This window comes from Paenibacillus sp. ALJ109b (assembly GCF_010747435.1).
Classification (GTDB): Bacteria; Bacillota; Bacilli; order Paenibacillales; family Paenibacillaceae; genus Paenibacillus; species Paenibacillus taichungensis.
Genome location: NZ_JAAIFP010000011.1, coordinates 142,725 through 158,022, shown reverse-complemented (window position 1 = coordinate 158,022; position 15,298 = coordinate 142,725). Strand labels below are relative to the sequence as shown.

12 protein-coding genes are annotated in these 15,298 nt (G+C 43.5%); 5 read left to right on the top strand and 7 right to left on the bottom strand.

The features are described 5' to 3' along the window. Positions 1-988 precede the first annotated feature (988 nt). The gene (locus tag G3352_RS13755) at positions 989-2,755 is read left to right on the top strand and encodes a methyl-accepting chemotaxis protein (RefSeq protein WP_163757264.1); all 1,767 of its coding nucleotides are present in this window, start codon (positions 989-991) and stop codon (positions 2,753-2,755) included. A 310-nt stretch (positions 2,756-3,065) separates the two neighbouring features. On the opposite strand, the gene G3352_RS13750 is transcribed toward G3352_RS13755, so the two are convergent. Further along, positions 3,066-4,145, bottom strand: coding sequence for a hypothetical protein (locus G3352_RS13750; RefSeq protein ID WP_163757262.1), 1,080 nt, complete (start codon positions 4,143-4,145; stop codon positions 3,066-3,068). Positions 4,146-4,330: 185 nt separating this feature from the next. Further along, on the bottom strand, positions 4,331-4,498 hold the full coding sequence (locus G3352_RS13745; protein ID WP_064642109.1) for a DUF3934 family protein: 168 nt from the start codon (positions 4,496-4,498) through the stop codon (positions 4,331-4,333). Between the two features lie 311 nt (positions 4,499-4,809). Between G3352_RS13745 and licT the strand changes: the two genes are divergently transcribed. From licT to G3352_RS13730, 3 genes are all read left to right on the top strand, one after another. After that, the gene (gene licT, locus G3352_RS13740; protein ID WP_076291678.1) at positions 4,810-5,670 is read left to right on the top strand and encodes a BglG family transcription antiterminator LicT; all 861 of its coding nucleotides are present in this window, start codon (positions 4,810-4,812) and stop codon (positions 5,668-5,670) included. Between the two features lie 184 nt (positions 5,671-5,854). Next, positions 5,855-7,753, top strand: coding sequence for a beta-glucoside-specific PTS transporter subunit IIABC (locus G3352_RS13735; RefSeq protein WP_163757260.1), 1,899 nt, complete (start codon positions 5,855-5,857; stop codon positions 7,751-7,753). A gap of 42 nt (positions 7,754-7,795) precedes the next feature. Next, entirely contained in the window at positions 7,796-9,205 is a 1,410-nt protein-coding gene (locus tag G3352_RS13730; protein ID WP_163757258.1) for a glycoside hydrolase family 1 protein, read from the top strand. Between the two features lie 97 nt (positions 9,206-9,302). Here the strand turns inward: G3352_RS13730 and G3352_RS13725 are convergent, their stop codons facing one another. The 5 genes from G3352_RS13725 to G3352_RS13705 form a co-directional block, all read right to left on the bottom strand. Then, positions 9,303-10,523 (bottom strand): MFS transporter, encoded by a 1,221-nt coding sequence (locus G3352_RS13725; protein ID WP_076291675.1) that lies wholly within the window; start codon positions 10,521-10,523, stop codon positions 9,303-9,305. Between the two features lie 33 nt (positions 10,524-10,556). Beyond that, complete coding sequence (locus G3352_RS13720; protein WP_113055696.1) at positions 10,557-11,156, bottom strand: TetR/AcrR family transcriptional regulator; 600 nt, start codon at positions 11,154-11,156, stop codon at positions 10,557-10,559. A gap of 120 nt (positions 11,157-11,276) precedes the next feature. Continuing rightward, a complete protein-coding gene (locus G3352_RS13715; protein WP_163757256.1) occupies positions 11,277-12,425 on the bottom strand; it encodes a trypsin-like peptidase domain-containing protein in 1,149 nt (382 codons plus the stop codon). Positions 12,426-12,439: 14 nt separating this feature from the next. Beyond that, positions 12,440-13,684 (bottom strand): FxLYD domain-containing protein, encoded by a 1,245-nt coding sequence (locus G3352_RS31575; protein ID WP_163757254.1) that lies wholly within the window; start codon positions 13,682-13,684, stop codon positions 12,440-12,442. Positions 13,685-13,848: 164 nt separating this feature from the next. Further along, complete coding sequence (locus tag G3352_RS13705) at positions 13,849-14,268, bottom strand: VOC family protein (protein ID WP_163757252.1); 420 nt, start codon at positions 14,266-14,268, stop codon at positions 13,849-13,851. A gap of 273 nt (positions 14,269-14,541) precedes the next feature. Between G3352_RS13705 and G3352_RS13700 the strand changes: the two genes are divergently transcribed. Further along, the gene (locus G3352_RS13700) at positions 14,542-15,297 is read left to right on the top strand and encodes a class I SAM-dependent methyltransferase (protein WP_163757250.1); all 756 of its coding nucleotides are present in this window, start codon (positions 14,542-14,544) and stop codon (positions 15,295-15,297) included. Position 15,298: the final 1 nt, after the last annotated feature.

The following is a 15,298-nucleotide window of genomic DNA, read 5'->3' as shown; positions in this document are numbered from 1 at the left end:
ACTGACGAGATTAAAAATCTCATTTATTTCGCTTCGAAATCATACAGTCCGAAGACGTGTACCAACTTCTCAGCGTCGATCTTGCAAGCAAGATCGTTACTCACTCGTTGTTCAGTTTTCAAAGATCAAACTTGTTTATGTTGCCGTCGTTGTTTTCTTCAGCAACTCTTATATATTATCATGTCCGAACCAACTTTGCAAGCTCTTTTTTTAAGTTTCTTTCGAAGCTTATTTCGTTCGCTTGCCGCACCGTGTTTCTCGTGTTTTCTTAGCCGGATTAATAATATATCATGTTCTAATACTAATTACAACCCATAATATAAAATTAATTATATTCACTACATTGAGTTGATCTACTCTCCTAATTATAAATGCACTCCAGCAGTTGTTAAGCTAACGGAATCTACAGAACCGCTCTTTGAGTTTTATGGGACAGCCTATATTGGTTGTAATCCTAACGCCTAAGCTCTAATGAACAGTTTGTTTCGTAGTGCCGAGAAAACTTTTCTTCATTAGTGTCATTACTTATTAAGTTAGCTTCATCTATATACTGCTGTCTTTCATTACAGTAATAGGATATCGTTCAGTGATCTTTCCGATATTCGTAAAGCCTCGTTTAGAGTCATTTTTGCGTATTAATGTATTTCATATATGCGCATATCTTTATTTCCGCATAAATCCCTCTTTCCTTTATGTATATACATGTTAGGCACAATTCACTTTTTAAAATGAAGGGGCCCTATTCTTTCAGGCATTTAATTTCCACAATCTTTAATGAAATTCCCCTTATGAATTTGCGCATTTTTTAATAATGAACACAATAATGAAAGTAATGAGAAAAATTCTGAAAACCTTGGTACTAAAGCATCATTTTCATTCAAAAACTAACATTAGTCTGACCCTATTACGATATATCACATGGATACAAAGTACCATACGTAGAGCGAACACGCATCCAGATGGTCACAATTAGAAAAAGGAGTGAACTATGTTGTTAGATAAGATAAGATGGAGTACTCTTCCCTTCTTTGCTAAAAATCTCGTTATTTCATTCGGCAGCATTATGTTGATTGGGGTTATTCTGATTACTGCGGGATATCAACTGCAAAAGAATATTTTGAGTCAACAATTGTACGAGCAGGCTGAAGTTACAACACAGAAATGGTTTGATGATCTGGATACAGACAAAGTACTTGAAGCAGTAAAAGAGAAAAGTTACTCTGGACCTGTTCAGAAAGAATTAAGAGATTACCTGGATTCCATCCACGAGCTATATCCTAATATTGCACAAGCCTATATCTTCGGCACTGAACTGAAGGAAGGAAATCAAACGTCCATCATTGCGATTCCTACTAATTTGTTAGGGCCTTTTGAAGAAAGCAATATGGCAGCAGGTTCAATGTATCCATTACCACAGAAGAATGTTATAGCTCTTGAAGGTATGAAAAACGACGAGGAACCTGCATTAAGCAGCTTTTATACGGACGAATACGGTACTTGGACTACGATTATGTACCCTATTAAAAATGCCGAAGGAAAAATGTACGCCGCACTTTACTTCGACGTTGATGCAAACGCAGTTCCAAAAGGACTTCATAAGCTGATTACATACAGTAGTATTTTCCTTATCGGTTTCCTGATCCTGTTTATGGTACTGCAGTATATCCTATTGAAGAAAACACTTAAGCCAATCCGTGACCTTATGAAGGGGATTGAGACTGCAAGCGCAGGCAATCTGGATGTAACCATCCAAACCGGCCGGGATGATCTGGGAATTATCAATGAAAAATTCAATACGATGATTCAGCGATTCAATGACACGATGTTCAAAGTCCAAACGACATCCTATCACCTCTCTGACTCATCCAAGAAATTATTAGATATTTCCGAGAAAAATAATGATAATATCCAGATGATCAGCAGCAATATCCGGGACATCTCTCACGGCCTTCGCTCCCAAGATCAGGCGAGCGTGGAAAGTGCACGAGCAATGACAGAAATGTCTACCGTTGTGCAGACAATTGCCAGCAGTTCTGCAGATGTAGCGGATGAAGCATTAAGTATGGAACAACGCTCCAATTCAGGCCATGAGATTATGCAACAAGTGGTTGAGCAGATGAGACTGATCTCCGGTGCTGTGAAGCACACGTCGGAATCGATACAGTCTTTGGAAAGCCGCTCCAACGAAATTAGCAGCATCGTAAATATGATTACGCAAATTGCAGATCAGACTAATTTGCTCGCCCTGAATGCTTCCATTGAGGCGGCTCGTGTTGGTGAGGAAGGAAAAGGGTTCGCGGTGGTTGCAGGGGAAGTACGCAAACTCGCTGAACAGTCCCAGGATTCTGCCAAACAAATCCGTACCTTAATTGACGGCATTCAGCGCGATATCCTTCAATCTGCCGAAGCCATGCAGCTTGGCTCCCAAGAAGTGGAGAAGGGATCTCAGGTCACTATGGAGACGGGGCAATTCTTTGAAGATATTCTGACAGCTACGAACAAAGTCGCTAACCAAATTCAGGATATCTCCAGCTCCACCGAAGAAATATCCGCCAGCACACAGGAAATGTCCGCTACTGCGGATGAGTTGTCTGCGAGCGTCAGCAAAGCAGCACATAGCAGCAAACAGATTGAGCAATCCATTGCCGAACAGGAATCATCCATGGCTTCCATTGTTGCAGCCTCTGATGAACTCTCGGCTGTATCGGGCCAATTGCAAGAACTGATCTCCTTCTTTAAAGTAAGGGCCAACTAGAGCTGAATACCAAGTAAACAATAAGAACGTTAATAACAAAAAACCAAGATGCTTGAGGGTACCTCTGCGTCTTGGTTTTTTTTGTTATTCGTTTAATATGATGCGCTTGCGATAAAATAAAAAAGAGACCATCCCTGTATTCAGGTCAATTCCCTTCTCTACTCTATCTCGTGCCCATTTAAACGGACTTGTCACTTGAAGTTTCGGAGTCATCTTCTTTCATTCAAGCTGCTATATAATAGACTGTATTACAGATTTAAGAGATCTTATCCAGATATCGGGTGGGCAGATCTCTTATACCTTTATAACTTCACCTTTTATTTTCCTTGTAGGTACTTGTATATCTCTGATACTCATTCTTTACCCGATCATATCGACCCTCACCCGTATAGAACACGATCTCTACAAAATGATCCTGAGCTTCTAAAATGGTGTGTAGCTGGACAATCTTACGTTTATTTACAACTTGGTACCCTTCCATCTGAATCCCCTTCAAACCATTGATTTCAACAGACGTGCGTTCTGGAACGAGAATGGAGTTCTCTGGATCAGCATACGTTTCAGCGACATAACGTCCATACTCCTCTAACGTTAGATCGGAATCAGATTCTTCCTTTGGTTCGAGATATATCGACATGTAATCATTGTTTGCCTCCAGAGAGATATCCAGATCTGAACCCCGTAATTCAAAATTTTGAACTTCCCAATTAGATGGAGTACTGATCTGGAATTGAGAATATTTCCCCAGATGCGATGTAAGATCCGTCGATGAAAGGACAAGGTCTGATGGTTCATCATTCAATATCCGAAATTGTTGAGACATTTTTTCGAAAAATTCCCGGTCTGCTAACGTAAATTCATACATCGATGTATATGTAATGATATAAAAATGGTGGTTACTTTCTAGGTATGCTGTAATGTACCCGAATTGATTCCTCTCATAACTGGTTCTTCCTTCTTTTACGTAAGCCTCCTTTTTATCAATAGTTAGATTGCTGGTTCTGATGATCTCATCTTTCTTTCTCTTTGGGCCTTGTGTGGATTCAATATTTTTCTTGTGGATTGCCATGTAATCAGTCAATGACGTATCCGGTAAGTAGTCTGCCCGGTTCACTCGGTCGATTCGGATGGACTTCGTTCGATCCACTGTCGCTAACTTCAATAGTGATGGATTAGTAAGTTCTGTTGAAACCTTCCAATCCGAAGAGAGGGTTATCTCCACTTCCTTGTTCTTAGAAAACATTGTTACAGGTGTTTCATTAACCGTCTTTTCCGAAGAAATGGATTTGGAGACCGCAGGAGTATTGGGAATACCAGACGAAGAACTGCACGCAGTAAGCGTAACAACCATAAACAGATTAATTGTGAGTATCATTCTTTTATTGGACAATGACAAATCTCCTTTGTTCTAGGTAGTATGTCGACACTACACAGGGGTAATTTACCATTTATATCGGCAATTTGGATATCACTTATTAGGCTCTGTTAAGCATAATTTTTTTAACGCATCAAACCAAAAAAAGAGATCTGCCCTGTTTCAGGTCAGATCTCTTCTCCAACTTATCTCGTGCCCATTTACACGGACTTGTCACTTGGCGTTTCAGCATCGGTTTTATTCTTTGTACCTTTACTTTTATAAGGCTTCGGGGCACTTTTCGCCCGGTTAGCGGCGGCTTGCCAACGGTTCCAGCCCTTTTTGCCAGTACCACGGCCGGTGCCACCTTTTCCTTTTGCTTTGCTCATGTTATCACTCCAATAATCCTGTATATGCTTAAAAATGACCGTCCTCGGTAACTTATTATGCAACCCAGCCCATCTTCTTCACTTCCAGCTTTCTTATTATAACAAAAATTGACGTCTTTACGTTCATTTCCATAAATCATTGTATTGTTATTCTGTTATGAAAGCGGTATAGTGGACATAATTGAAAGAGGAAGCTGTGTCTTCTTCGGGATTGTTACTGGTAAGCAGGCGATACCCAAACAAAAGGCTGTCTAATAAGCCTTTGTTTGGGTTTTTTGTTATTATTACGAGCTATTGAGGTGAACACATACATGATCATCCGACAGATTTTCAACAACAACGTCATTCGCGCCGAGAATCAGGTAGGCCAAGAGTTTGTTGTCATCGGCAACGGTCTGGGCTTCAAGAAGAAGAATGGACAGCCCGTGGATGAGGATAAAATCGAGAAAACCTTTGTGCTGAAATCGGATAAAATACCGCAAAAATTGATTGACCTGATCGGTGAAACATCGGTTGAATATTTAAAATTGGCTGACGAAATTGTAGGCTATGCCAAAAAGGAAATGGGCGATATTTTTAGTGATAATATCTATATATCATTGATCGATCATATTCAGTTTGCCATTACCCGGTACCGTAAATCCGTCGGGCTGAAGAATTCCCTTTTATGGCAAATCAAGAAATTTTACAAAAAGGAATTTTGGATTGGCATGAATGCCGTGAATCTGATTCAGGAACAATTCGGCATCCAAATGGATGAGCATGAGGCCAGCTTTATTGCCATGCACTTTGTCAACGCCCGGCAAGATGGTCAGGGTATGAAACAAACGGTTGAAATTACCGAGGTTATTGATGATATTTTCAACATTGTCACCAATCATTACCACATTGCCCTGGATGAAAATTCATTTAATTATTCCCGGTTTATTACCCATCTGCAATACTTTGTACAAAGAATGCTGAGTAATGAACAAGAGCAATTTGCATCGGGTGATAACTTCCTGTATGAGCAGGTTAAAGACAAATATGCCAAGGCTTTTCAGTGTACACAATTGATTAATCAATACCTTGAAGAGAAGTTTGAAAGCGCCATGTCCATTGATGAAAAAGTGTATTTGACGATCCACATCCACCGTGTCACTTCACGTAACGAAATGCTGGACGCTGAATAAAAAAAGCTTGCAAACGATTTCGGCGTCATTTATAGTAGGTCTCACAACTTAACGACAAGGATTGTTACTGGTAAAGCAGGCGATACCTAAATGATTGGCAACGGGTCATTTTTCCGATGATCATAGCCATTCGTTTAGGTATTTTTTTGTTTTCAGGCAATCTTAACAACAAAGGAGAATGAACATGGATCATAAAAAAATGGGGGATGACATCGTTCGCCTCGTCGGCGGAGAAGCCAATATTAACGGGCTTGTCCACTGTGCAACCCGGCTGAGATTCGATCTGAAGGATTCGAAAAAGGCAGAACGAGAAACGCTCGAGAAACACGATGGGATCATTACCGTTGTCGAAAGCGGTGGACAATTCCAGGTCGTCATTGGCAGCAATGTGGCTCATGTATATGCAGAGATCATGAAGAACAGAGATTTTGGAGGAGATTCTTCCTCATCCGCTGAGTCCACAGGAGAAAAAACCTCAGTATTATCCAAAGTCTTTGAAATTATATCCGGAAGTTTCTCACCGTTAATCCCGGCCATGGCAGGATCAGGTATGTTAAAAGCTTTGCTGACTGTCCTGACCATGCTTGGATGGATGTCTGATACAAGTGACACGTACCTGATTCTATCTGCTGCCGGCAACGCAGTCTTTTATTTCTTACCTATCTTCCTCGGTATCACACTTGGTATGAAACTGAAAGCCAATCCTTATGTAGCCGGTGTAATTGGTGCCGCTCTGATGGAGCCGAACTTCACCGGACTGATGGATAAAGGCTCGGATGTATCGTTCCTCGGCATACCGGTTGTCATGATGAATTATTCAGCCAGCGTGTTCCCGATCTTCATATCGATCAGCATCTACGCTGTACTTGACAAACTACTGAAGAAAATCATTTTGAAAGATCTGCAATTGTTCCTGGTACCAATGATTGCACTGATGATTATGGTTCCTTTGTCCGCAATGGCCTTCGGACCATTTGGCACCACGGTAGGTGACTGGATTTCCTCCGGCGTAACTTGGCTTATTGGCGTCAGCGGTATTTTGTCAGGAATTGTACTGGGTGGATTCATGACCTTCATGGTTGTCTTCGGACTCCACTGGGGCTTCACACCAATCACGATTCAGAATATCGGGGTTGGCGGCGATCCAATTGAAGCTATGGCTGCTGCAGCCGTGTTTGCACAAATTGGTGTAGCATTTGGTATTTTCCTGAAAGCCAAAAAGAACAAAACCCTGAGAACCCTTGCAGGCTCCACCAGCCTCACCGGTTTACTTGCAGGTGTCACTGAACCGATCGTATACGGTCTGATCTTGCGTTATAAACGAGTGATTCCTATCGTTGTCATTGCAGGTGCGATCGGCGGTGCCATTAATGGTCACTTCGGTGTTAAAATGACTGCTTATGTGTTCCACAATATATTTGCCATTCCTGTCTATACACCAACGGTTGTATACGTGATTGCGATCGCCTGCTCCTTTGCTGTAGCAGCGGTATTAACCGTGATGTTCGGATATGAAAGCAAAAGCAAAGACACAGCTTCCGACAAAAATGAATCTGTTTCCAATACATCGACTGAAAGTACACCGGAAGAACTTCCTGTCGTACCTGAGGCAAAAACAACTGAAATCAAAAAGGAACAAATTTATAGTCCTCTTACAGGTAAAGCTGTAGCCTTAAGCACCATTAACGACCCTGCTTTCTCAACAGGTGCCATGGGTAAAGGATTGGCGATTGTTCCTGAGATTGGTGAAGTCGTCGCTCCCGTGGATGGCGTTGTAACTTCACTCTTCCCAACTGGACATGCCATTGGATTAACGACCAACGCAGGTACCGAGATTTTGATTCACATTGGTATTAACACGGTGGCGCTGAAGGGAAAACATTTCAATCCTGTCGTTCAGGAAGGCGATATCGTTAGACAAGGCGATCTGTTGATCCAATTTGAAATCGATAAAATTAAAGAGGCCGGATACGAAACGGTGACTCCTGTCATTGTTACTCTTACGCAGCAGGAAGTGGATGTATTCGAAACGACTCAAGAGCACGTACAGAAAAACGATGTCCTGTTGACTTTGGTTGTCTAACTCAACTTATATCATATGTATTCAATTTAGGAGGAACTAACAATGAAGCATACTCAACTTAAACCATTTCCTAAAGATTTCTTCTGGGGAGGTTCAACCTCTGCCTATCAAATTGAGGGAGCCTGGAATGAAGATGGCAAAGGCCCTTCTGTCATCGACATGGGCAATCATGTGGAAGGCGTAACCGACTTCAAGGTAACCAGTGATCACTATCATATGTACAAAGAAGATGTGGCCCTGATGGCCGAAATGGGCTTCAAAGCTTACCGTTTCTCCATCGCCTGGACTCGCATCTATCCGCAAGGCGCAGGTGAAGTAAATCCAAAGGGTCTGGCATTTTATGATTCCTTGATTGATGAGTTGATTAAATATGGCATTGAGCCCATCGTGACCATGTATCACTTTGATCTTCCTTATGCGCTTGAAGAAAAAGGGGGCTGGTCCAACCGCGCAACGATAGATGCCTTTGAACAATATGCCAAAACACTTTATGGGAACTACGGTGACCGGGTCAAATATTGGCTGACCATCAACGAACAAAATATGCTGATCCTACATCCTGGCTCTCTGGGTACACTGGATACAACGCTTGTTGATCCGCAAAAAACACTGTATCAGCAAAATCACCACATGCTGGTCGCTCAAGCCAAAGCCATGGTCCTGTGTCATGAGATGCTTCCTGAAGCCAAAATCGGCCCGGCTCCCAATATCGGTGTTATCTATCCCGCGAGCTCCAAACCTGAAGATACGCTCGCTGCTGATAACTATGCTGCCATTCGCAACTGGCTATATCTCGATATGGCGGTATATGGACGCTACAATCATATTGCCTGGAGTTATCTCGAAGAAAAAGGATATACCCCTGTCATTGAAGATGGAGACATGGATATCCTGGCTCAAGGAGACCCTGACTTTATTGCGTTCAACTACTATACTTCCCAAACCGTCGGTGAAAGTCTGAATGATGGTAATGACTTCTCTCATACAGGAGATCAGCACGAAATCGTAGGAGAACCGGGCGCATATAGAGGATCTGTGAATCCGAACCTGCAAAAAACGGAGTTTGGTTGGGAAATTGATCCGGTCGGCTTCCGCTCTACCCTTCGTCAGATCTACTCCCGTTATCATCTGCCATTGATCGTTACCGAGAATGGTCTGGGTGCATTTGATAAACTGGAGGAAGGCGACGTGGTCAACGACCCTTACCGCATCGAGTTTTTCAATAAACATATCGAACAAATTCAACTGGCTATTACAGACGGTGTAGATGTATTCGGCTTCTGCCCTTGGTCTGCGATTGACCTGGTCAGCACACATCAAGGATCAAGCAAACGTTATGGATTCATCTACGTGGATCGGGAAGAATTCGATATCAAGGAATTAAGACGTATCCGCAAACAGAGCTTCCACTGGTATCAAAAACTGATTGAAACCAATGGAGAAGTCCGTTAATACTGTAAATTAAAAAGCCAGTCGGTTACACATGGTTCATGTGTAGCCGACTGGCTTTTTGTGTTGGTTCACTCACGCATTCTTATTCAAATCAGGATTACATTTCTGCTTTGGCGTTGCCTGTGGAGTTAACTCCTCTTAACACCCGCAGAGATAATAGGAAACAGATTGCCAGAACAAAAGCTGCTGAAACGTAAGGATAGTTGATATTCACATCAAACAATGCTCCCGCTACAATGGGACCTGCGATATTCCCCAAACTTGTGTAGGCTGAGTTCAATCCGGCCACAAAGCCTTGCTGTTCTTCCGCCAGTTTGGACATCTGCGTACTGATTGCCGGACGCAATATATCCATACCAAGGAAAACGATAAACGTTACGACAAGAATCATCCAGTAGGTGTTCACAAACAAGGTTAACAGTACAAATACAGCTACAAAAAGCAAGCAGACCGAAATGACTTTTTTCTCACCAAACCGGTTTAACAGCCAGCCAATCAGTGAGACCTGCACCACGGCTCCCGCAATGGAACCAAACGTAATAATGAATGCAATATCCTTGGTGGTGAAGCCAAATTTGTGATCCACAAACAGTGAAAATACCGTCTCATAGTTCGCCAGACCAAATGCCATAACAAACACGATAATCAAGCTGAAAAAGTAAGGCTCCCGGTACGAATGCAGCAACTGGGAAACCATACCCGGGCTTTTGACCTTCGGTGCACCCGCAACAGGTTTGGTTTGCTCTCCGGTAATTCTGGTCGATTCCGGCAAAATAATCAACGTAATGATAGATGCCAGCAAACCCGCAATACCTGCGGCATAGAAAGGAATCCGAATACCAAAGTCAGCGATATATCCGCCGATCCCCGGACCAATGATAAATCCTGTAGTAATTGCGGCATTGATTAATCCCATGCCTTTACCGCGTTCTTCTTCTGTCGTAATATCTGCGGTATAGGCCATTACTGCTGGGAAGATCATCGCTGCACCGATCCCTCCAAGCATCCGGGCTGCAAAGAGCAGCGATGGTGCATTCACAGCACCAAACATAAACTCCGATACAGCAAAGATTAACATCCCGCCAACAATAATTTTTTTACGTCCCAAGATGTCAGACCAACGGCCCGCAACTGGAGAAAATAGAAACTGAGTGAAGGAGAATGCTGCTACCAGCAAACCAACCGTGAACCCGGTGATATGCAGTAGATCCATGTACGCAGGCATAATAGGTACCACAAGACCTATACCTGTAAAAACGAGAAAAATATTAAACATTAACAGCAGCAATGCGCCCCTGTTCCGTGTAAGTAATGCCATGATTCCATCCTCCGTAGTTGTCAAAATGTTGCCTTAAGCTTTATCTTTTGCTATTCCATACAAGAATACGCTAGCCGCTTGGCGGTACAAGGCAAGAGCCTGTTCTGGCTCCATTCCGCGCGACAGCTGACTAAGTCCAATAATGGTACTTTCCAGAATGAGAGCAAGATTGTCAGCGTTGTCCGCCTTGAACTCTCCGCTCTCTATCCCCTGTTCCACCAATTGTTTGTTAAATTGAATATGCCGCTCAAACATCAAAGCTATTCGTTCTTCAATATCATTTTCTTTCTTTTCCCCCGTAAAGAACTCATCTGCCGCCTTGGTTAGCGGGTGATTCATATCGTCGAGGATTAATTGTTCTGCCAAGCCGTAGATCTTCTCCGTAGAAGTATGATACAGATGTTCCTTGGCCGCCCAATTTTCTTCCCATTCCCGGTCCCACTCATCAATCAGATACAGAAAGAGGCCTTCTTTACTTTTAAAATGGTAATAGATATTGCCTTTGCTGCTGCCTGTCGCAGTCACAATATCTTCAATGGAAGTTGCTTTATACCCTTTTTGCACAAAAAGAGCTCTTGAGGCATCCGCAAGTTTCTTCTTGGTCTGCTCGGTTTGAATTTGCTTTTTATTCATACTCATACATTTCACTCCACCTCTTGCATACTGAACGTTCGTTCTGTATTTTAACAGAACCATCAAACTTAAGCAATCAAAAAGGAGAATCGGCTTGGCGCCCATTCTCCCTCCACAACTTTATTTCACTTTTTTCCCTTGGCCATGAAGTATTTTCAGTTGTCCATTTTCATAACCGACTTGATACGTAACTTTATATTTCGTGGTGACCAATTCACCATCTTTTCGTTCATCCGCTGTAATAACCGCAGTGACCTCTATTTCATCATTTGACTTATCCGAGGACGAAACTTCGGCGATGGTAACATAACTGGTGTTGATGTAACCTTCACGGAACTTGGCATAACTTATACCGCTCTGCCACTCACTGCCAAGCAAGGCATAGGCGGTAACATAGTCATTCAGATTCAGGTTCATATAAAATTCGGTCACCAGACCCTCCGCTTCCAAAGAAGCTGAGTCTGCTCCCGCTCCCTGACTGCCACTCGTCTGAACCGCCGTTTTAGATGATGGTTTCTCAGACCAGGCCTGGACCTGCTTCAATACGCTGGTGATCGGAATGCTGAACCCGATTCCGCCTTCCTGCTCCACAACGGCTGAATTAATGCCCAATACTTCACCGGTGTCCGCACTGATCAGTGGGCCACCACTATTGCCGTGTGTAATGGGCGCCGAGATTTGATACAGATTACTATAGATATACGGGGCAATTTCGAAGCTGCGACCAACACCGCTGATAATGCCTGTAGTTACGGTGTTCTCCAGACCTAGCGGACTGCCCAGAGCGAGAATCTCATCTCCCGTCTCCGCTTTGGATTTGGCGATAGGCAGCGGGTTAACTTTTTTCAAATCAGGCACCCTGACGACAGCGACATCCGTCTCTTCTCCAATCCCGATAACGGTTCCCTTATACTCCTCATGATTCAGGGTTCGAATCGTTACTTCTTTCGAGCCCTCCACCACGTGAGCATTGGTTACCACATCCCCCTGATCATTGTAGAGAAAACCAGAACCCAGTCCGCTGCTGCTCTCAATCGTAACCACTTTCTTCTGACTCTCTTCAATAATCTGTTTACGTGTTTTCTTCACGGTTGTCTGGGAGGACGGTTTAGACGCTGTAGTTGCCGTTTCCTTCGTAGTGACAACAGCCAGTCTTGGTCCATCCTGCAGTTGATCTGCTGAATACTGATGAATCCAGAACACCCCTCCTGCTCCTGCTCCAATAATGATTGCACTGGATATAATCGTACTCCATGTTCGTTTGGCCATTCCAACCTGTCCTCCTATTCCAGATACCACGTTGCGTTCACTACAGAAACTTCAGCTTCCTCGTACACACCGTAATAATACGTTTCAAAAAATCCCTGATCCCCTACATCCAGCCAGCTCGGGTACACATCCGCATAGGTTTGACCGAGATATGCCCCGTCTGAGCTGTAGATGTCCAACATAACCGTCACGGAAGAGATAGGCCGAGTGGCATTATTCACGATTGAGCCGCTAATATACAGGTCGCCATACATATCAAGCGTCGCTTCTACGTCTACAATGCTCACCGCTGCTGTGCGGTTTTTCAGGTCTTCTTCTGCCGCTTGTTGCTCAGCAAGTTGAATTCGTTCAGCTTCTGCTTTTTCAAAAGCCTTCTTCTCGCTCAGCACCCTTTCGCGATATGCTGTCAGTTTGTCATCCTCGGGCGCGTAGGACAGTCCCTGATCAACGGTTTGCAATGCAGCCGTAAAATCCTTTTTCTTCACTTGCTGTTCAGCTTGTTTATAGCTAAGTCCAGCCAGCTTATCGATAATTTGTTTCTGAACCGCCTCTGCTTCCTTGCCTTTCAATTTCGATACCGTGTCCAATTTCTCAGCAAGTGCCTGTACGGTTGTCAAACTATCGATTTCTTTCTTCACCTTCAGGACAGCCAGTGTCACCTTGTTGTTGTTTAGAGTCGTACGCACCTTGGCAAATACCGGTTCTTCTCGCTCTTTCAACACTTTTGCTACAGCCTGAAGTGTCTTGTCACCAGCAGCAAGTTTCCCCGTTTTCAAGCTTGTCGCAGCTTCGTTCAGCTGATTCATCAGATTGAAGGCCTTGGCTGTAATTTGGCGATCCTTCACAAGTCCATCAACATTGGGCCGTTTCACAAGAGCCGAATCCAGAAGTTGAAGCGCCTCTTGATATTTACCGTCTAAGGCCGCCTGCTCCGCCTGTTGATGCAGTGATTTTACCTCCGCATTGATCCCTATCTCCTGTTTGTAATAATAAGTCAACAAGGCCCCCATCACCGCTGCCAGAAGCAGTGGAATAATCCAGCTAAATGCTCGGCCTTGTGCCGTGTTGCTCTGCTTCGGTGCAGACTGCTGCTGTCTGGATAACTGATCTAATGCTTCTCCTGATCCACTTTCCAGACCAACTGCTGTTTCTGCCCAAATCTGTTCATCTGTAGAGCTTGAATCTTTTAATTTCGTTCTACACTTTCTACATGTGCTGTCCCCTGGATTGCTTTTGGTCCCACATACGTGACAATACACCCTGATCCCTCCATCAAAAAGAACGTATGTATACTATGCTATTTTTACATGAATCGACACTTATCATATAGTAAAAAGGTAAATTACACCATATGTTATTGGGATATATGAACGCAAAAAGTGCCTCCCTGTTAATGGGAAGGCACTGCACTGACTAATGTATTCTATTCTTGCGTAGGAAAGCTACTTAGATCCATATAGGAAACTTCCCACAGATGATCATCCGGGTCCTGAAAACTCCACCCATACATAAACCCATGATCTTGAGGATCGTTATACGGCTTGGCGCCAGCATCTAGGGCAGCTTGTACAATCAGATCGACCTGTTCACGACTCTCCACCGACAAGGCTACGATGACTTCTGCCGTATCCGCTGCATTGGATATTTTTTTGGAAATAAAAGATTGAAAACGATCCTCCACCAGCAGCATCGCATAGATGTTCTCTCCAATGATCATGCAAGTCGCAGACTCGTCTGTAAATTTCACATTGAACTCAAACCCTACTTTGGTAAAAAAATCAACGGACCTCTTCAAATCCTTAACGGGCAAATTAACAAAAATCTGCTTAGCGCGAACAGCCACCATCGATCACCTCAATCTAATAGAATGGATTTCACCTCAAAATAACATCTCGCGTATACGCTGTCAATTCATTATAATAACGATATTCCAAACTGTGAGGTGAAACGGATGTTATTCCGAATCGTTCGAAGTAATTAGTCGTCGGGCTGGGTCAAAACGCGTACCAGCTAACATGGGATACGTTTGCCCTTTTGAGCCTGTTCGGCATCTAATCGTAACGATTTGGCACAACATCTGTCTAGAATCAAGAACTCACATTGGAGGAATCATATAATGAAGAAAAAGATGGACTATACTACTTTTTACGAACGTATTGGGCGATTGAATGGCTGGGACTTCAGCTCCCTGAAAGTGACTTCAGAAGGCATCGAATGGAATTTCTACGAGGAAGTTATACGCTGCACCGAACCGTCTGATCTATTGCTTGATATTGGCACAGGTGGGGGAGAAGCTGTTCTTTCCATCTCGAAAGCCGCATTGTTATTGGTTGGAATCGACCTTTCCCGGGGAATGATTGAGACTGCCCAGCGTAATCTCAAGGCATCTGGTTCCCGTTCGAATGTCCGTTTTGTGCATATGAATGCAGAGCAACTGACATTTCCAGATCAATTCTTTAATGTGGTGTCCTCCAGACACTGCGACTTCTGCGCTACAGAAGTATTCAGGGTATTGGACTATGGCGGTGTATTCCTTACCCAACAAGTCAGTGAAAATGATAAATATAATCTCTCAAAGGCTTTTGACCGTGAACAATCGCTGGGCGTTCAGCCTGGCACATTAATGGAACGATACAAACGTGAACTTCTGGAAGCGGGTTTTCGAGACATTGAGGCACACGAATATAATGCAACAGAATATTACGCCACGCCTGATGATCTGCTTTTCCTGTTGACCCATGCACCGATCATTCCCGGTTTTGGGGAGAAGGAATCTGACTTAGAGTGTTTCCAACAGTTTATTGAGCAAAATCGCTGCGATAAAGGGATTCGAACGAACTCGGCACGTTTTATGCTGACTGCTCGGAAATAAA